This window comes from Streptomyces winkii (assembly GCF_032248595.1).
GTDB classification, from domain to species: domain Bacteria; phylum Actinomycetota; class Actinomycetes; order Streptomycetales; family Streptomycetaceae; genus Streptomyces; species Streptomyces winkii.
Window position 1 is genome coordinate 636,721 of record NZ_JASTTH010000005.1, and the last position, 18,370, is coordinate 655,090.

General features: G+C 72.0%; 16 protein-coding genes and 1 riboswitch. Of the genes, 5 read left to right on the forward strand and 11 right to left on the reverse strand.

Features of this window, described 5'->3' with window-relative positions; translation table 11 throughout:
* The first annotated feature begins 59 nt into the window (after window positions 1–59).
* Window positions 60–842, forward strand: coding sequence for a nucleotidyltransferase family protein (locus QQM67_RS18445; protein WP_314174996.1), 783 nt, complete (start codon window positions 60–62; stop codon window positions 840–842).
* Between the two features lie 65 nt (window positions 843–907).
* On the opposite strand, the gene QQM67_RS18450 is transcribed toward QQM67_RS18445, so the two are convergent.
* From QQM67_RS18450 to QQM67_RS18480, 7 genes are all read right to left on the reverse strand, one after another.
* Window positions 908–2,746, reverse strand: coding sequence for a DoxX family protein (locus QQM67_RS18450; protein WP_314174997.1), 1,839 nt, complete (start codon window positions 2,744–2,746; stop codon window positions 908–910).
* 96 nt (window positions 2,747–2,842) lie between these two features.
* Window positions 2,843–3,796, reverse strand: a complete 954-nt coding sequence (gene rlmB, locus QQM67_RS18455; protein WP_314174999.1) for a 23S rRNA (guanosine(2251)-2'-O)-methyltransferase RlmB — start codon at window positions 3,794–3,796, stop codon at window positions 2,843–2,845.
* Between the two features lie 219 nt (window positions 3,797–4,015).
* Complete coding sequence (gene cysS, locus QQM67_RS18460; protein ID WP_314175000.1) at window positions 4,016–5,431, reverse strand: cysteine--tRNA ligase; 1,416 nt, start codon at window positions 5,429–5,431, stop codon at window positions 4,016–4,018.
* 176 nt (window positions 5,432–5,607) lie between these two features.
* A complete protein-coding gene (locus QQM67_RS18465; RefSeq protein ID WP_314175001.1) occupies window positions 5,608–6,012 on the reverse strand; it encodes a PPOX class F420-dependent oxidoreductase in 405 nt (134 codons plus the stop codon).
* A gap of 112 nt (window positions 6,013–6,124) precedes the next feature.
* Window positions 6,125–6,715 (reverse strand): 2-C-methyl-D-erythritol 2,4-cyclodiphosphate synthase, encoded by a 591-nt coding sequence (gene ispF / locus QQM67_RS18470; protein ID WP_314175002.1) that lies wholly within the window; start codon window positions 6,713–6,715, stop codon window positions 6,125–6,127.
* Entirely contained in the window at window positions 6,705–7,517 is an 813-nt protein-coding gene (ispD, locus tag QQM67_RS18475) for a 2-C-methyl-D-erythritol 4-phosphate cytidylyltransferase (RefSeq protein WP_314175003.1), read from the reverse strand. The genes ispF and ispD overlap by 11 nt, the downstream gene beginning before the upstream one ends.
* 426 nt (window positions 7,518–7,943) lie before the next feature.
* Window positions 7,944–8,426 (reverse strand): CarD family transcriptional regulator, encoded by a 483-nt coding sequence (locus tag QQM67_RS18480; protein WP_016472332.1) that lies wholly within the window; start codon window positions 8,424–8,426, stop codon window positions 7,944–7,946.
* Window positions 8,427–8,969: 543 nt separating this feature from the next.
* Here QQM67_RS18480 and QQM67_RS18485 point away from each other — a divergent pair.
* On the forward strand, window positions 8,970–9,692 hold the full coding sequence (locus tag QQM67_RS18485) for a DUF461 domain-containing protein (RefSeq protein WP_314175005.1): 723 nt from the start codon (window positions 8,970–8,972) through the stop codon (window positions 9,690–9,692).
* A gap of 72 nt (window positions 9,693–9,764) precedes the next feature.
* Here QQM67_RS18485 and QQM67_RS18490 read toward each other — a convergent pair whose 3' ends face one another.
* Both QQM67_RS18490 and QQM67_RS18495 read right to left on the reverse strand, forming a co-directional pair.
* Window positions 9,765–10,445 (reverse strand): response regulator transcription factor, encoded by a 681-nt coding sequence (locus QQM67_RS18490; RefSeq protein ID WP_314175007.1) that lies wholly within the window; start codon window positions 10,443–10,445, stop codon window positions 9,765–9,767.
* Window positions 10,442–12,154 carry an ATP-binding protein gene (locus QQM67_RS18495; protein WP_399067055.1) on the reverse strand — a complete coding sequence of 571 codons (1,713 nt, stop codon included), beginning with the start codon at window positions 12,152–12,154 and terminating at the stop codon, window positions 10,442–10,444. The genes QQM67_RS18490 and QQM67_RS18495 overlap by 4 nt, the downstream gene beginning before the upstream one ends.
* A gap of 210 nt (window positions 12,155–12,364) precedes the next feature.
* Here QQM67_RS18495 and phoU point away from each other — a divergent pair, with 210 nt between their 5' ends.
* Window positions 12,365–13,066: a phosphate signaling complex protein PhoU gene (phoU, locus tag QQM67_RS18500; protein WP_314175008.1), complete on the forward strand. Its 702-nt coding sequence runs from the start codon at window positions 12,365–12,367 to the stop codon at window positions 13,064–13,066.
* A 541-nt stretch (window positions 13,067–13,607) separates the two neighbouring features.
* Window positions 13,608–13,674, forward strand: a riboswitch (guanidine-III (ykkC-III) riboswitch).
* An 11-nt stretch (window positions 13,675–13,685) separates the two neighbouring features.
* Entirely contained in the window at window positions 13,686–14,000 is a 315-nt protein-coding gene (locus QQM67_RS18505) for a DMT family transporter (RefSeq protein WP_314175009.1), read from the forward strand.
* A gap of 74 nt (window positions 14,001–14,074) precedes the next feature.
* On the opposite strand, the gene QQM67_RS18510 is transcribed toward QQM67_RS18505, so the two are convergent.
* Window positions 14,075–14,833 (reverse strand): phosphoglyceromutase, encoded by a 759-nt coding sequence (locus tag QQM67_RS18510; protein ID WP_314175010.1) that lies wholly within the window; start codon window positions 14,831–14,833, stop codon window positions 14,075–14,077.
* Window positions 14,834–14,946: 113 nt separating this feature from the next.
* On the opposite strand from QQM67_RS18510, the gene QQM67_RS18515 reads away from it, so the two are divergent.
* Window positions 14,947–16,383 (forward strand): MFS transporter, encoded by a 1,437-nt coding sequence (locus QQM67_RS18515; RefSeq protein WP_314175011.1) that lies wholly within the window; start codon window positions 14,947–14,949, stop codon window positions 16,381–16,383.
* Here the strand turns inward: QQM67_RS18515 and QQM67_RS18520 are convergent.
* A complete protein-coding gene (locus tag QQM67_RS18520; protein WP_314175013.1) occupies window positions 16,345–18,309 on the reverse strand; it encodes a helix-turn-helix domain-containing protein in 1,965 nt (654 codons plus the stop codon). The two genes, QQM67_RS18515 and QQM67_RS18520, sit on opposite strands and share 39 nt — an antisense overlap.
* Window positions 18,310–18,370 lie beyond the last annotated feature (61 nt).

An 18,370-nucleotide genomic window follows, 5' to 3' on the forward strand; every position in this document is an offset into this window, starting at 1 on the left:
GAGCCGGGGCCGCCTGGGCTCCGCCGCCCAGCGGGCCCGGGCCGCATAGGGTGCGCTGCATGATGCGACTCCCCACCCAAGCCGTGATCCTGGCCGGTGGCCAGGGGACGCGGCTGCGGCCGTACACCGACGACCGTCCGAAGCCGATGGTCGAGATCCCCGGCACCGGAATCCCCATCATCGGGCACCAGTTGGCCTGGCTGGCGGCGGAGGGCGTCACCGACGTCGTCGTCTCCTGCGGTCACCTCGCGGATGTGCTGGGCGAGTGGCTGACGACCGCCGAGCTTCCGTACGCCGAGGGGCGCGAGGGACGAAGTCCCTTGCGGACAGAGGTCGTTGTGGAGGACGAGCCGCTGGGCCGCGGCGGCGGCCTCAAGTACGCGGCGGCCTCGCTGCCCCGTCCTGACGAGCCCTGGTACGCCACGAACGGCGACATCTGGACGCGTTTCGCACTGCGCGAGATGGCGGCGTTTCACGGGGAACGCGATGCCGTCGCGACGCTCGCGCTGGCCCGTCCGCGCATCCCGTGGGGGGCGGTGGAGACCGATCCGTTCGGTCACGTCCTCGACTTCATCGAGGCGCCGCCCTCCCCGTATCTCGTCAACGCCGGTGTGTACGTGTTCTCTTCGTCCTTCACCGCGCAGCTGCCCGACCGCGGCGACCACGAGCGGACGACGTTTCCGCGGCTCGCCCGCGACCGTCTGCTCGCGGGCTTTCAGCTGCCACAGGGCGCCTACTGGCGTGCCATCGACACCGCCAAGGATCTCGAGGAAGCCGCAAGGGAGTTGAGGGACGCGGGAGGGAGCGGGCCCGCGCAGCCCGCGTCGCGATCGAAGGAGTGAGCCGGGCGCCGGCCCGAGAGCCCGGGCCCGAGCCGAGCCCCGGACCCCGACCGGTCCGTCCCCGCTCAGCCCAGAAGGCCGCCGAGGCCTCCCCCGCTGCCGCCCGAGTACGAGCCGCCGCCACCGCCACCGGACGTCGAACTCCCGCCCCCGCCACCGGAGTTGGAGCCGCCGCCCGCACCGCCGGCGGCTCCGCCTCCGGTGCTGGTGCCGCCGCCCTGCGTGGCGCGCGTCCCGGGCGCCGACTGCCGCGGCGGCGTCCCGCCGGGGACGGTCTGCTGCGGCGCCTGTACGGTCTCGCGCTGGCTGGGCCTGGAGGTGTCACCGCGGCGCTCGTCACCCGGTGAGGCCGAGGACGAAGGACCGCCGGAGCGGTGGCTGCCCGCCCCGGCGTCCGCACCCTGCGTACGCCCGTCGACCGGACGTCCGCTGTCCGTACGGGCGCCGGGCTCCTCGGGCAGGGGCGAGCCGGGAAGCTGGTTCGTGGGCGGCTCCCCGGGCTGCGGGACCTTGGCCGTGTGCGCGGAACGGACCGCGCCGCCCAGCATGGACCCCGTCAGCATCGCGACCCCGGTGACCACGGACGCGATCACCGTCCCGCGCCGCAGCACCCGGCGCCGCAGCTCCCACAGCTCGGCCCGCGGACCGAGCTTGCGCCACGAGTCGGCGGCGAGCCTGCCGTCGACGGAGTAGACGGGAGCGCCCGCGATGACCAGGGGGCTCCAGGCGGCGAGGTAGATGATGTCCGGCGCCTCGTACGCCGGACCCGCGCTCCAGCTCACCGTCATCAGCAGCGCCGCGGAGAGCAGCGCGCCGATCGACGCGGCGAGGCGCTGCCACAGACCGCACACCGTCAGTACGCCGATGATGATCTGGGCGAAGGCGACGGTCAGCCCGGAGCCGACCGGGTGCGCGAGCGCGAAGTCCCGCAACGGGGAGGCGACGGCCCACGGTTCGAGGGAGCGCAGCCACGTCACCATCGAGCCGCGATCGCCGCCGTCGAAGTACACCGGGTCGCAGAGCTTGCCCACGCCCGCGTAGACCGAGATGAAGCCGAGGAAGATGCGCAGCGGCAGCAGCACCACGCCCAGGTTCATGCGGCGGCCCGGGTAGTACGCCGCACGGCGCGTGCCGTCCGCCGCCGCGCCCTGGGTCCCGTGGCCGGAGCGGGCGTCGTCGTCCTCGAACTCCGGGTGGCGGAGCGGTCGTTGACCGTGGCCGCCGCGGTGCGAGCCGCGCCCGTACGAGCCGCGCTCGCCGAACTCCCCGTACTCGCCGAACTCTTCGCGCTCACCGAACTCGTCGTACGGGTCGTATTCGCCGGTCTCGGGGCCGTCGAAGGCTCCGCGCGCCGGGCGCACCCCGTACAGCAGCGAACGCGGCTGCGGTTGCGTCGACTCGGGCGATCCGGGCGACCCGGGACCGCGCGGGCCGACGACGCTCGTGGGGACGACGGCGTCCTCGTCGATCCGCGGCAGCACCTGGGTGGTGGAGGCGGCCGGCTCAGCGGTCGCCTCCCAGCCGCCGGGACGGGCCACATGGGACAACCGGGTCGCCCCGGTGTCCTCCGCCTCCGTACGAACTCCCCACATCGCGCGCTGACTTGGCCCGGGTGGTGCGTCCATGGAGGCCCCGGCCGACGCGGGCGCCGGGCCCGGTGCGGTGCCGGTGGAGAAGGGTGCGCCGGACACCGCGGGGATCTGTCCGGTGACGGCCTCGGCGGTGGGCGGCGCGAGCTGCACCCGGAAGCTCGCGTGTGTGACGACGACCTCTGCCGGATCGGAGGGGACCTTGACCGTGCTCAGGCCGGGTTCGTCGCCGAAGAAACCGCTCTGGCCGCCCTGTCGGGTGTCCCCAGGACGCGGGCCCGAGGGGTCGGGCGTGCGGGGTGTTCTGGTGTCCACACTCCACTAACCGAGTGACGGACGCTTAGGACACTGCCTTGACCGACCCGATCTGTCCGAGGCCCGTCAAGGCGGGGGAGACCCGGCCGGCCGCGCTCAACTCCGGCGCCGCGCCGCCTCGTAGAGCACGACGCCCGCCGCCACACCCGCGTTCAGCGACTCGGCGCCGCCCGGCATCGGAATCCGCGCTCGTACGTCGCACGTCTCGCCGACCAGACGGGACAGGCCCTTGCCCTCGCTGCCGACGACGATCACCACCGGCCCGTCCAGGGCCTCCAGCTCCGGCAGTTCGACATCGCCGTCCGCCGCCAGCCCGACCACCATCATCCCGGCCTTCTGGTAACTCTCCAGCGCACGCGTGAGGTTGGCCGCGCGCGCCACCGGCGTACGCGCCGCCGTCCCGGCCGACGTCTTCCAGGCCGCCGCGGTCATGCCGGCGGCCCGCCGCTCGGGCACGACGACGCCGTGCCCGCCGAAGGCCGAGACGGAGCGCACGACAGCGCCGAGATTGCGCGGGTCCGTGATGCCGTCCAGCGCGACGATCAGGGGCTCGTCGCCCTCGTCGAAGGCGGCCGCCGCCAGGTCGTCCGGGTGTGCGTACTCGTACTCCGGGACCTGGAGCACCAGGCCCTGGTGGTGCAGGCCCTTGGTCATGCGGTCCAGCTCGGGCTTCGGCGCCTCCATCAGATGGATGCCGGGCTGCTCGCCGGCGAGCTGCACGGCCTCGCGCACCCGGTCGTCGTTGTCGATGAACTGCTGCACGTACAGCGTCGTCGCCGGTACGTGTTCGCGCAGCGCCTCCACGACGGAGTTGCGGCCGACGACCAGCTCCGTGCCGGCCTTGCCGCCGCCGCCCTTGCGCTGCGAACGCCCTTGCGCGCGCCGGGTCTTGGCCTGTGCGGCGCGCTGCTTGACGTGCCCCTTGCGCATCTCGGCGGGCGGAGTGGGGCCCTTGCCCTCGAGCCCGCGGCGCCGCTTGCCGCCGCTGCCGACCTGCGCGCCCTTCTTGTTGGACGTACGCCGGTTGGGGCGCTGGCTGTTCCCGGCCATCGGGCACCTGTTTCTCTGCTGGCTTGTCTGCTGGTCGTGGTCCGGCTCGTGCCGGGGCCCGGCGTGGGGGCTCATCGTGAAGGCGTACCGCGCGGTCGCCGGAGACGGCGGGACCGCCCCGCCCCTCACTACGGCCATTATTCCGGAGCGAGGCCCGTACCGAAGAAGTGGATCAATCCGAGGCCGCCTGCGCGGGGGCGGGCGGGCGACGGGCGGCGCTCAGTGGCCGCCGCTGCCGCCCAGCTCCCAGCGCGGACCCGACGGGGTGTCCTCGATGACGAGGCCGGCGTGCTTAAGCTCGTCGCGGATGGCGTCCGCCGTGGCGTAGTCCTTGCGCTCGCGGGCGGCCTGCCGCTGGTCGAGTACGAGACGGACCAGCGAGTCCACCGCCTCCCGCAGCTCGCCGCCGCGCCCGGCGTCGGTCGCCGTGGACTGCCAGCGTGGGTCGAGCGGGTCGAGGCCGAGGATGCCGAGCATCGCCCGTACGTCCGCGAAGGCCTTCGCCGTGGCCTCCTTGTCGTCCTCGCTCATGGCGGCGTTGCCGTGCCGGACGGTCGTGTGCACGACCGCCAGCGCCTGCGGGACCGCGAAGTCGTCGTCCATCGCCTCGGCGAAGGCGGCCGGAACCTCCTCCGCCGGGCCCACCTCGCCGACCGTCTCGCCCGCGCGCTGGAGAAAGCCCTCGATGCGGGCGAAGGCCGAGTCCGCCTCGCGCAGGGACTCCTCGCTGTACTCGATCGTCGAGCGGTAGTGCGGCGAGCCGAGGTAGTAGCGCAGGACGATGGGGCGCCAGTGCTTGACCATCTCGCTGACGAGCACCGAGTTGCCGAGCGACTTGCTCATCTTCTCGCCGCTCATGGTGACCCACGCGTTGTGCGCCCAGTAGCGCGCGAACCCGTCACCGAAGGCCTTCGACTGCGCGATCTCGTTCTCGTGGTGCGGGAAGACCAGGTCGACGCCGCCGCCGTGCAGGTCGAAGGTGGCGCCGAGGTACTTGTGCGCCATGGCCGAGCACTCCAGGTGCCAGCCGGGACGACCGCGGCCCCACGGGGTCTCCCAGCTGGGCTCGCCCGGCTTGGCGGCCTTCCACATGGCGAAGTCGCGGGGGTCGCGCTTGCCGGTCTCGCCCTCGCTCTCGGGTTGCAGCAGATTGTCCAACTCCTGGTTGGAGAGCTGGAGATACTGCTCGTACGAGCGGACGTCGAAGTAGACGTTCCCGTCGGCGGCGTAGGCGTGACCGCCGTCGATGAGGACCCGCATCATCTCGATCATCTCGGGGACGTGGCCGGTGGCGCGCGGCTCGTACGTGGGCGGAAGGCAGCCGAGCGCGTCGTACGCGGCCGTGAAGGCGCGCTCGTTCTCGTAACCGATCGCCCACCATGGGCGGTTCTGCTCGGCGGCCTTCACGATGATCTTGTCGTCGATGTCCGTCACGTTCCGTACGAACGTGACGTCGTAGCCGCTGTGCTCGAACCAGCGGCGCATGATGTCGAAGTTGAGGCCGGACCTGATGTGCCCGATGTGCGGGGCGGCCTGCACGGTGGCGCCACACAGATAGATCGAGACACGGCCCGGCGTCTGCGGGGCGAAGTCGCGGATCTGCCGGCTGCTGGTGTCGTACAGGCGAATGCTCACGCGACCAGGGTAGTGGGCCCGCGAGGACGGGTGCCTCGCACACCGGGCAACGTGCGCCGGAACCGTGACGGACGCGGCGGATGCGCAGGTGCCGGGGGTACGGGTGGCAGAGGTGCCGGCGGTACGAGGAGCGCCGGGAGCCGTCGGCGTACGCGCCCGACGTCCCGCGTCAGGTGTCAGAGGCGCCCGGCGACCTTGCGCGGGCTGACGCGCACGACGACCCGCTCCGCGTCCTGCTCCCAACCCGGGTTGAACTCGGCGTAGTTCTTCCCCACGTACTTCTGCGCCAGCTCGTCGATGAGCTCCCGGCCGCCCTCGGTGGTGAGGCTCGCGGTGCCGCGGATCTCCGCGTACGAGTACGGGGCGTCGGCGGGCTGCACCAGGACGGTCACCCGGGGGTCGCGCTTGAGGTTGAGCGTCTTGCGGCGGTCGACCGTGGTGGAGATCAGCAGCTCGTCGCCGTCCCGCTTCACCCATACCGGGGACACCTGGGGACTTCCGTCGGGCTGGATCGTCGCGATGCTGACGAAGACGGGGGAGTCCAGAACCTGCTTGAGGCTGTCGGAAAGCTGTGCTGCCACGGCGGTCGCCTTCTCTCGGAGGAACGTCGGTGTCTGCGGCACATGGGCCGCAGACACCCCCAACACGCGTACGGCGCAAGGTGTTCCGCGCTGCGGCCCGCTCTCACACCCGTTACGGCCGACCGGCGGCGGCCGACGGAGGAGAAGGCGTCGCCGGAGGAAGCACCAGCGCGGTCGCCATCGCCGCGAGTCCCTCGCCGCGGCCGGTCAGGCCCAGCCCGTCCGTCGTCGTGCCGGAGACGGAGACGGGGGCGCCGACGGCCGCGGACAGGGCGCGCTGGGCCTCGGCCCGGCGCTTGCCGATCTTGGGCCGTACGCCGATCACCTGGACCGCGACATTGCCCACCGTGAAGCCCTCGGCCCGCAGGATGCGCGCGGCCTCGGAGAGCAGGGCCGTCCCGGACGCACCGGACCACTCGGGCCGCCCGGTGCCGAAGTGCGCGCCGAGGTCCCCGAGGCCGGCCGCGGAGAAGAGGGCGTCGCACGCGGCGTGCGCGGCGACGTCGCCGTCGGAGTGCCCGGCGAGGCCGTGGCTCTCGCCTTCCCAGAGCAGCCCGGCGCACCACAGCTCGCGGCCCTCCTCGAAGGCGTGCACGTCGGTGCCGATGCCGACGAGGGGGACGGCGGGGGCCGTTCCGGCCTGCTGCGGCTGTGATTTCGACTGCGACTGCGGCTGTGACTCTGGCTGCGGCTCAGAAGACATCGGTCGCGCGCCTCCTCGCCAGGACGGCCTCCGCCAGCACCAGGTCCAGGGGCCGCGTCACCTTGAACGCCTCGTCGTGTCCGGGGACGACGACCACCTCGACGCCGAGCCGCTCGACCATGCCCGCGTCGTCCGTCGCGCCGTCGCCCTCGCGCACCACCTGGGCGTGGGCCGCAGCGAGCACCTTCAACTCGAAGCCCTGCGGGGTCTGCACGGCCCTCAGCCGCGACCGCTCGGGGGTCCCCGTCACGGGCTCGGGCCCGCCGTCCCCGCGTACCTGGACCTCCTTGACGGTGTCGGAGACGGGCAGCGCCGGTACGACGGCGGGCGCCCCCTCCCGTACGGCCGCGGCCACGGCGTCCACGGTCTCGACCGGCACCAGCGGACGGGCCGCGTCGTGCACGAGCACGGAGTCGACGTCGTCGGGGAGCGCCGCGAGGCCGAGGCGCACGGAGTCCTGACGGGTCTCGCCGCCGGGGACGACCACGACGTCGGCCGAGGTCTCCGCGGGGGCGGTGTACGCGTCGAGCAGCCGGCGGACCTCGTCGGCGCCGTCCGGCGGTGCGACCACGACCACGAGGGAGACGGCCCGCGAGCGGGCCATCGCCCGCACGGCGTGTACGAGCATCGGCGTACCGCTCAGCGCGCGGAGCGCCTTGGGGGCGCCGGGGCCGAGGCGGGTGCCCCGGCCCGCGGCGGGGATGACGGCGGCGGTCCGGTGCGCGGGCTCCCCGGCCGGAGCGCTCTCACCTGCTCCTTCCGGGTGGCCCGGTCGCGACTCGCCCGCGGGTTGGATTGACATCGGTTGCACGTTCAGGTTTGTGTCCTCAGCCGGTCTGGGTATGGCCTGGGAGTACCCCCGGCCGCAGGTTGGGGGCGTGCCGGGCACGAAGCCTTGACCGGCCCTTCCGTGATTCCGGTCGAGGCGCTTGCCTGGGCCTGGCACGCTCTTGGCACCCGGTGAGCGACCGTGACGGAGCGCAGCACGACGGGCAGTAGCGAGGTTACTGAACGCTGCCGGGGGGCGCTTGCAGAGCGTGGACATGCCGCAGCGCCCGGCGACGATGCGACGTCACTCGGGCACTGCGGCACAGCCTTGCTCTACTTCTGTTGCTCAGACTTGCTCACTGCTCGACTTGCTCAGTGATCCGGGGCCGACTGCCCTGTCCGTCGGCTCGGCCGGTTCTGCTCTCGTCCGTCGTGCGGTCTCGTCGGTCGTCTCGCGCGGTCAGGACGCGAGGACTTCGTCGAGCAGCGCCTCGGCCTTGTCCTCGTTCGTGTTCTCCGCGAGAGCGAGCTCGCTCACCAGGATCTGGCGGGCCTTGGCGAGCATCCTCTTCTCACCGGCGGAGAGCCCGCGTTCACGCTCACGGCGCCACAGGTCGCGCACGACCTCCGCCACCTTGATCACGTCGCCGGACGCGAGCTTCTCGAGATTCGCCTTGTAGCGCCGGGACCAGTTGGTCGGCTCCTCGGCATACGGTGCGCGGAGCACCTCGAAGACCCTGTCCAGCCCGTCCGAACCGACCACATCTCGTACGCCGACGAACTCCGCATTGTCCGCTGGCACACGAACCGTCAAGTCGCCCTGCGCAACCTTCAGAACCAAGTAGGTCTTGTCCACGCCTTTGATCTGGCGAGTTTCGATAGCCTCGATCAGCGCGGCCCCGTGATGGGGATAGACCACGGTGTCGCCAACCTTGAACGTCATGTGTCAGGTACCCCTTCCGTGACTATCCAGAGTAACACGGAATCGGGCTCTTCTGAATGGCGTTTTCGCAGGTCAGACCGCATCTCGGGGCTTGACAAGCGGCCCTGTTACGTGCTGCGGGCACCGGGCTGGGGCAGGTATTCGCAGGTCGGGGCACTTCTGTACGCGCATCGAAACACAACTGACACGTCCGAAGAAGCTGCTTCAGAAAGCATCTGCTGTCCGTTTTGTCCGGCTGTAAGTCGTCGCCCGTTCGGCCCTCTTCGCCTCTCCCCGGACTTTCCCAAGAATTGATCAGCACTTCCGCTGATCAATTCACAAGCCGTTCGCATTCTTTACCGGGAAACGTCCTCCCGATGTGCGCGAGGCCCGTGCGCTCCCGCGTACGCGCGGCCCCGGGCGGCGCGCTGGAGGGCGCGCGGAGGGCCGGGTGCGGGGCGCCCGCGGGCGCTCGGTAATCTGAGCCGCGCCACAGATCACCGTATCCGCCCGCGACCGGCTCGTAGTTCGGCCGCCAGAGCTCGCCCAGGAGTTGCCGCCGCCGTGAGCAGCAGCATTCGACGCGGCACCCTTGCCGCAACCGCCCTCGCGCTCGCCGTCGTCACACTGTCCGCCTGCGCCGCCGGTCACGACGCGCAGACGCTGGAGGTCAAGCCGGACAACGCCGCGACCTCCGTCGGCTCCATCAAGGTCCAGAATGTCGCGATCGTCACACCCGACTCCAAGTCCGGGCCGACGGCCGTTACGGGCCGGATCTTCAATCAGGGCTCCAAGGACGAGACCCTGACGGCGATCAAGGTCGGGGGCGCCGACGCCCGCGTGAAGCTCAGCCCCGCGAAGGGCGAGAGGAAACTGACGGTGCCCGCGGGCGGTTCGCTCGCGCTGGGCGGCAAGGGCAACGCCTCGGCCGTACTGCCGGAGGGCGGCACGGGGTCGGTGCGGAACGGCAACGCACAGCCGGTCACGTTCGATCTGAGCCGTACGGGCACGATTCCGCTGCGGGCGGCAGTGGTGCCGGCGCACGGCGACTACAGGCACTTCGGCCCGACGGTCGAGCCGTCGCCGAGCACGTCGTCGGGCACGCCGTCCGGCTCCCCTTCGGCGTCGCCGTCCGGGTCCGCGACGGAGTCGTCGCCGGCGAGCCCGTCGGAGTCGGCCTCGGACTCGGACGCGTCCGAAGCGGACGATCAGGGGGAGGAAGCCGAGTCCGGCGAGCACGAGGCGGAGTCGGCGGACCAGGCCGCGGGGCGCGCCTCGGGGCACTGAGACGCCGCCGCGTCAAGGCCGCTTCAGAACAGCCTGAGCAGCGGCACCGCGTGTGTGGCGCCGAGGAGCGGTCTACGGCTCGAACTTGTAGCCCAGACCCCGCACCGTCACCAGGAAGCGGGGTGCCCCCGGGTCGGGCTCGATCTTGGCGCGCAGCCGCTTCACGTGTACGTCGAGGGTCTTGGTGTCGCCCACGTAGTCGGCGCCCCAGACCCGGTCGATCAGCTGCATGCGCGTCAGCACCCTGCCCGCGTTGCGCAGCAGCATCTCCAGGAGGTCGAACTCCTTGAGCGGCAGGTCGATCTTGCTGCCGGAGACGGTGACGACGTGCCGGTCGACGTCCATGCGGACCGGGCCCGCCTCCAGGGCGGCAGGAGTGACCTCCTCCGGCTCGCCCTGGCGGCGCAGCACCGCCCGCACCCGCGCGACCAGTTCGCGCGAGGAGAAGGGCTTGGTCACGTAGTCGTCGGCTCCTATCTCCAGGCCGACGACCTTGTCGATCTCGCTGTCCTTGGCGGTGACCATGATGACGGGGACGTTGGAGCGGCCGCGCAGCTGGCGGCACACCTCCGTGCCGGGCAGCCCCGGCAGCATCAGGTCGAGCAGCACCAGATCGGCGCCGTTGCGTTCGAACTCGTCCAGGCCGTCGGGGCCGGTGGACGCGACGGCGACCTCGAAGCCTTCCTTGCGCAGCATGTACGACAGTGCGTCGCTGAACGATTCCTCGTCCTCGACGACAAGCACTCGGGTCACGGGAGGACCTCCGGGGCGGTTTCAGGAACGCGCGGCAGCCCGCGCGGCGATGAGAACGGGGAAGTGAAGGGACGGGAGGAAGAAGGAGAGGAGGGGGAGGAAGGGGAGTCAGAAGGAGCGGAGGAAGAAGAAGGGGACGCGGGAGCGGAGGAAGGAGCCGGAGCGGCGGGGGGAGCCGGCGAAAGCGCGCCGGAGCGGCCGCCGGGACCGGAGACCGCCGATCGCGAGCCCGCGGGACGCGAGCGCGCGGAGCCGCGGAGATACCGGGGCCCCGGCTCATCCCGCCGCCCGGCGGCGTCCGCCGCGTCGGCGGGCCTCCGGGCCTCGGTGACACCGCGGCCGCGGTCGACGACGGACGCGTCCGACGCACTCGCCGTGCCCGCCGCATCGGATGTGCCCGCTGCGTCCGCCGGCTTCTCCGCCTCCAGGTCCCCCGCGTCGGTCCCCTCTTCGTCCTCGTAGTCCGCGGGCTCCTCAAGGGGCCCGGAGGTGCGCCTGCGGCCCCGCTCCTCCTCTTCGGCGCGGCTCCGCGCATGCCCCGCCTCGGGCAGCCGGAGCGTGAACGTGGAGCCCTGTCCTTCGGCGCTCCAGACGGTGACCTCGCCGCCGTGCGACGCGGCCACGTGCTTGACGATGGCCAGCCCCAGGCCGGTGCCCCCAGTGGCACGGGAGCGGGCCGGGTCCACGCGGTAGAAGCGCTCGAAGACGCGCTCCTTGTCCCGCTCGGAGATGCCGATGCCCTGGTCGCTGACCGATATCTCGATGAAGTCCCCGCCGGGGGCGGCGACTCTGCGGCCGGCGATGCCGACGCGCGTACGGGCGGGCGAGTAGTTCACGGCGTTCTCGACGAGGTTGCCGAGGGCCGCCGCAAGCTGGCTGCGGTTGCCCCACACATGGAGGCCGTCGCCGCCGTCGACACCCGCGTCCGTGCCCGTACGGCCCGCGACGAGGGTGATCTGCTTGCTGCCCGCGGACTGGCGGCAGCGGTCGATGGCCTCCGCCATCAGCTCGTCCACGCCGACCCGCTCGGAGTCGCCCAGCGGATCGTCGTTCTGCACGCGGGAGAGGTCGATCAGTTCCTGGACGAGGCTCGTCAGCCGCGTCGACTCGTACTGCATGCGGCCCGCGAAGCGCTCGACCGCCTCCGGATCGTCCGCCGCGTCCAGGACCGCCTCGGAGAGCAGGGAGAGCGCGCCGACCGGAGTCTTCAGCTCGTGGCTGACGTTGGCGACGAAGTCGCGCCGTACGGCCTCGATGCGGCGGGCCTCCGTCATGTCCTCGACCAGGAGCAGCACGAGCCGCGAGCCGAGGGGAGCGACGCGGGCGGAGACTGCGAGGGCCTCGCCCCGGCCCGTGCCGCGCCGCGGGAGGTCCAGATCCACCTGCCGTATCTCGCCGTCCCGCCTGGTGTCGCGGGCCATCTTCAGCATCGGCTCCACGCCGAGCCGGCCGCCGCGCACGAGCCCGAGGGCATACGCGGCGGAGCTCGCCTTGACCACCTCGTCCGACTCGTCCAGGACGACGGCGGAGGAGCGCAGCACGGAGAGAACCGTGTCGACGCCGGGAGGCAGAACGGCCTCGGTATGCAGCGACGAGCGCGTGGGCCGGGCCTGGTCGCGCTCGCTCCAGCGGAACGCCAGCATGGCGATCACGCCGGTCAGTACTCCGGCGATCGCTGCCGCTGCGGCGACCGCCGCGTTCACGTTCATGTCTCCAGGCTATGCGCGTCCGCCGACACCGCCCCAGGGGAAGCAGGACACCTCGAACACTCGTCTCCCAGAGTTCACCTTGAGGTCGTGGCCGATTCATCCGCGAGGTCGGCGACGGACGCATTCCGGACGGAGCGTGGGAGCGTGGAGGGCCCGAGGCCTGGCCCCATGGGCCCCTCTGTCGAGAGAACATGCGAGGGAAGGACAGCCATGCGTGACGCGTACCACGAGGAGCTGGACTCGATCAGCGACAGCCTGGTCGACATGGCCCGCTTCGTCGGCTCTGCGATCGGCCGCGCCACGACGGCGATGCTGGACGCGGACCTGAAGCTGGCCGAGAGCGTCATCGCCGCGGACGAGAAGGTCGACGACATCCAGCGCGACCTGGAGACCCGCGCCATCCAGCTCCTGGCTCGGCAGCAGCCGGTCGCCACCGACCTGCGGATCGTCGTCACCTCGCTGCGCATGAGCGCCGACCTGGAGCGCTCGGGCGACCTGGCGCAGCACGTCGCGAAGGTGGCGCGGCTGCGGTTCCCCGACTCGCCCGTGCCGAGCGACCTTCAGGCGACGCTGCTGGAGATGGGGCAGCTCGCGCAGCGCCTGATGGCCAAGGCCGCAGAGGTGATCATCACCAAGGACGTGGATCTGGCGCTTCAGCTGGAGCAGGACGACGACACGATGGACGACCTGCACCGCACGCTCTTCCAGCACCTGATGGACGACCGCTGGCACCACGGCATCGAGACCGCGGTGGACGTGACGCTGCTCGGCCGCTACTACGAGCGCTTCGCGGACCACGCCGTCTCGGTGGCCCGCCGCGTCGTGTACCTGGTCACCGGCGACTACGCGGACGAGATCGATCCGGCCACTGCGGCGGCGGGCGACGGCACCGCTCCGGTCGAGAGCGCCTGAGCGCCGGCGCGGGAGGACCGGGGTCGTGCAGGCCCCAACGGCCCGGCGGGCAGGGGCAATTGCGCCGTGTGCACCGACGCGCCCTTGATGCGCCCCGTGCCGCCGCCCGGAGGGTGGGCAGGAGACCGGGGAGGGAGAAGGAGGCAAGTCATGGCTGATCACGACGAGCGGGCCCTGTCCCCCACGCAGGCGGAGGACCGCCCGTCCCTGCACGTACTGGGGGCGTGCGGGTGCGGTCCCGGATGCGGGTGCGGATGCCAGTCCGGCGGTCCGTGTCAGTGCGGGGGCTGCTGCGGCTGAGGCCGCACCGGCGCGACGGAAGACCGCGGCGGGAGAACCGCGACGGGAGAACCGCGGCGGCGAACGCCGCCGGCCGAGCCGCTGAGGGCCCTGCCCGGTTCGACGGGGCAGGGCCCTCAGCTTGCCCGTACGCGGGACGGACGGTGCGGCCCTCACCCGGTCCCGTGCGGGGGATGCGGTTCCGGGCAAGTGCCGGCAGAGGCCCGGATTTCCGGTGCCGGACCATGCGTGAGAACGTGAAGTGGAGCCCCAACTGGTGGCTCCCGGACGAGGGGTGCCGTACCCGGCGTGCGACAAGACGGCCCGAACGAGGTCTGTCATGTCGTGGTTGATCATTGCCGTCTCAGGCGTACTGGAAGCCGTGTGGGCCACGGCCCTGGGCAAGTCCGAGGGCTTCAGCCGCCCGGGTCCGACCCTGGTCTTCTTCGCCGCCCTGGCCGCGAGCATGGGCGGGCTGGCCTACGCGATGCGGGACCTGCCCGTCGGCACCGCGTATGCGGTGTGGGTGGGCATCGGTGCGGTGCTCACCGTGCTCTACGCGATGTTCACGGGACAGGAGCCGATGACTCCGTTGAAGGCCCTGTTCCTGGCGTTGATCGTCGGAAGCGTGGTCGGGCTCAAGCTCGCCCGCTAGAAGCCCCGCCAGACAGAAAGGGGCCCCTGCCCGCAGCCGAGCCACGGGCAGGGGCCCCTTCTGGCGCCGTACCGCTACTTCTTGCCCTGGTTCTTCACGGCCTCGATCGCGGCCTTCGCCGCCTCCGGGTCGAGGTAGGTGCCGCCGCGCTTCACCGGGTGGAAATCGGCGTCCAGTTCGTAGCTGAGCGGGATGCCGGTGGGGATGTTCAGGCCCGCGATCTCCTCGTCGGAGATGCCGTCGAGGTGCTTGACGAGGGCGCGCAGGGAGTTGCCGTGCGCCGCGACGAGGACGGTGCGCCCCGCGAGCAGGTCCGGGATGATCCCGTCGAACCAGTACGGCAGCATCCGCCCCACGACGTCCTTGAGGCACTCGGTGCGCGGGCGCAGCTCGCTCGGCACACCGGCGTAGCGCGGGTCGTCGCTCTGCGAGTACTCGGCGCCGTCGGGGAGTTCGGGCGGCGGGGTGTCGTACGAGCGGCGCCAGAGCATGAACTGCTCCTCGCCGAACTCGTCACGGATCTGCGCCTTGTCCTTGCCCTGAAGGGCGCCGTAGTGCCGCTCGTTCAGCCGCCAGGAGCGGCGGACCGGGATCCAGAGCCGGTCGGAGGACTCCAGTGCGAGCTGTGCGGTGCGGATGGCCCGCTTCTGCACGGAGGTGTGCAGCACGTCGGGGAGCAGCCCGGCGTCCTTGATCAACTCGCCGCCGCGGACCGCCTCCTTCTCGCCCTTCTCGGTGAGGTTCACGTCCACCCAGCCGGTGAACAGGTTCTTCGCGTTCCACTCGCTCTCTCCGTGCCGGAGGAGGATCAGCTTGTACGGTGCGTCGGCCATGCGGAGCACCCTACTGGGTGTGTCCGCCAGTGTGTTCGGAGCCGATATGCCGTCGCCGCGGTGTGGCTGCCGCGCACATGTGTCGGCGGCCTGTTCGTCCCTACGGTCACGCCATGACCCCCGAGAACTCCGCAGTTCCCAAGAGTGCGGCGCCCAAGCCGGCGTCCTCGTCCCTGCGTCGCGTCGTCGCAGCAAGCCTCGTCGGCACAACCATCGAGTGGTACGACTTCTTTCTGTACGGCTCAGCCGCCGCGATCATCTTCCCCAAGCTCTTCTTCCCCGACTCCGACCCGCTCGCCGGCACGCTGCTCGCCTTCCTCACGCTCGCCGTCGGCTTCGCCGCCCGCCCGATCGGGGCGCTCGTCTTCGGGCACTACGGCGACCGGATAGGCCGCAAGAAGCTGCTCGTGCTGAGCCTGCTGATGATGGGCGGTGCGACGTTCGCGATCGGGCTGCTGCCCACGTACACCTCGATCGGCACCGCCGCGCCTCTGCTGCTGACGGCGCTGCGCCTGGTGCAGGGCTTCGCGCTCGGCGGCGAATGGGGCGGCGCGGTGCTGCTGGTCTCCGAGCACGGGTCTGCGAAGCGGCGCGGCTTCTGGGCCTCGTGGCCGCAGACGGGCGCTCCGGCGGGGCAGTTGCTGGGAGTGGGAGTGCTGGCGGCGCTGACGGCGCTGCTGTCGGAAGAGGCGTTCCAGAGCTGGGGCTGGCGCGTGCCGTTCCTGCTCTCGGGCGTGCTGGTCGGCCTCGGCATGTGGATCCGGCTGGCGGTCGACGAGACGCCGGTCTTCAAGGAGGCCCGCGCCCGGGCCGAGGCCCGCAAGGCGGAGGCCGCGACATCCGCCGGGGAGCAGCAGGTGGAGAAGATGCCGCTTGTCGCGGTGCTGCGCTTCCACTGGAAGGACGTGCTCATCGCCATGGGCGCGCGGATGGCCGAGAACATCACCTTCTACGTCATCACCGCCTTCATCCTCGTCTACGCCACCAATGAGCTGAAGCTCTCCCAGCAGACCGCGCTCAACGCGGTGCTGATCGCCAGCGCGGTGCACTTCGCCGTGATTCCCGCCTGGGGTGCGCTGTCCGACCATCTCGGACGCCGCCCGGTGTATCTGCTCGGTGCTCTGGGCACAGGCCTGTGGGTCTTTCCGTTCTTCCAGCTGCTGGACACCAAGAGCTTCGGTTCCATCGTGCTCGCGGTGACGGTCGGCCTGGTGCTGCACGGTGCGATGTACGCGCCGCAGGCGGCCTTCTTCACCGAGATGTTCGCGACGAGGCTGCGCTACTCCGGGGCGTCGATCGGCGCGCAGTTCTCGTCGCTGGCGGCCGGTGCGCCGGCTCCGTTGATCGCCACCGCGCTGCTCGCGGACTACGGCACCTCGACACCGATCTCCCTGTACGTGATCGCGGCGGCGCTGCTCACGGTCATCGCGGTCGCCTGCGCCAAGGAGACCAAGGCGCTGGACCTGACCAAGGTCGGCGAGGACGACGCCGCCGGCGCACCCGCTCCCCGCTCAGCCCCCGACCGCTCCCGCGAGCCGGTGCAGCCGTAGCGCGAGCTGCGTCTCGAGGGCGCGCTCCGGGGACTGCCAGTCGTCGCCCAGCAGCCTGGCCACACGCTCCAGGCGCTGGGCGACGGTGTTGACGTGAACGTGCAGCTCGTCCTTCGCGCGTGCGGGGCTCATGCCGCACGCGAAGTAGGCGTCCATGGTGGCCACCAGGTCGGTGCCGCGGCGCGCGTCGTAGTCGAGTACGGGACCGAGGGTGCGGCGTACGAAGCTGCCGACGTCACGGCTGTCGGTGAGCAGCATGCCGATGAAGCCGAAGTCCTCGGCGGCGGCGCCCTCTCCGGAGCGTCCCAGGAGGCGCAGGGCGTCCACACAGCGCCGCGCCTCCGGGTAGGACGCGGCGACGGCGCCGGACTGCTCCGCGGGCGCGGAGACGGCCGCCGAGGCGCCGACCGTGACGGGGGCGCCCGCCGAGTGCCCCAGCTCGGAGGCGATCTCCCGGGCGGTGCGCGAGGGGCTGCCGCCGTCGGGCAGGGGCAGCAGGAGCACGATGCCGCCGTCCCTGGCGGCGGCCAGCCCGCGCCGCGTTGCGGCGAGGTGCGAGGCGGCGGCCCACAGGCGCTGCCGCCCCAGGCTCTCCTCCTTCTCGGCTCCGGCGTGGTTCCCGGAGTCGCCTCTCTGATTCCCGGAGTCGCCTCCGGGGAGGCCTCCCCCGAAGCCGCCGGCATGGCCCTCGGCGTGCCCTTCGAGCCGGGCGCTGAGCAGTACGTGCGGCGCGTCGAGGTCCGCGTGCAGCCGGGCCGCGCGATCGCGCAGCAGCCGGGGGTCGTGACTGGTGGAGTCCAGGAGGTCGTCCAGCAGTTCGCCCCGTACGCGCTGCTCCGCCTCGCCCGCGGAGCGCCGCGCGAGCAGCAGCAGGGACGTGACCATCGCCGCGCGCTCGAAGGTGCGCTGGTCGACGGGGTCGAGCACGGGATGCCCGTGGAGTACGAGCGCGCCCAGCAGTTCGCCGCCCGCCGAGACGGCGGTGACCCAGGTGCCGCCGTCGCGCATCGCGTACCCGGCGCTGCGGGAGCGCTCCACCGCGGGGAGCGCGGACGCCGCCGCGGGTTCGGTGAACTCGACGCGGCCGGCGAGGACTTCGGAGACCGCGGCGGCCACGTCCGTCACGTCGCCGCCGCGAAGCACCAGTTCGGTGAGCCGGTCGTGGACGTCGCTCGCTCGCTGCATGGTCTCGTTGGCGCTCTCCAGTTCGTCGATCGCGTCGCGGGTCTCGGAGAGCAGCCTGGCGGTGTCGATCGCGACGGCGGCGTGCGCCGCGAACGAGCCCAGCAGCGCGATCTGTTCGCGCTCGAAGACACGCGCCCTGCGGTCCGCCGCGTACAGGACGCCGATGACGTCGCGCCCGCCGAGCAGCAGCGGCACGCCGAGGATGGCGATCAGGCCCTCCTCCCCGACCGCCGTGTCGATGGGGCCGGTGTGCCGGAACCGCGCGTCCGCCGGGTAGTCGTCCGTGACGTACGGACGCGCCGTCTGCGCGACGAGGCCGCCGAGCCCCTCGCCCATGCCGAGCCGGAGCTGCTGGAAGCGGGCGGAGACGGAGCCCTCGGTGACCCGCATGTAGGTGTCGCCGCGCTCGTGGTCGGTGAGGGTCATGTACGCGACCTCGGTGCCCAGCAGCGAGCGGGCCCGCTGCACGATGGCGCGGAGCACGTCGTCCAGGTCGCGCAGCCCCGCCAGATCGTGGACCGTCTCGATCAGTGCGGTCAGCTCGGCCTCGCGCCGCCGCCGTCCCTCCAGCTCGGCGCGGATGCGCAGCGCCAGCTGCTTTCCGCTGTCCAGGGCGGTCAGCTCCTCGGGCGGCGCGCCGGACTCGCGGGCGCGGGCGAGCGGTTCGTCGTACGCCTCGGCGGGCGCACGGCGGGCGAGGAGGTCCAGGTAGGCGGCGTCGGACGGCCGGGCTTCGGGCATGGTCACAGGCCTACCCGTGGTGCGGCACGTGACGCCAGGGACTCACGGGTCCCGGTTCCGC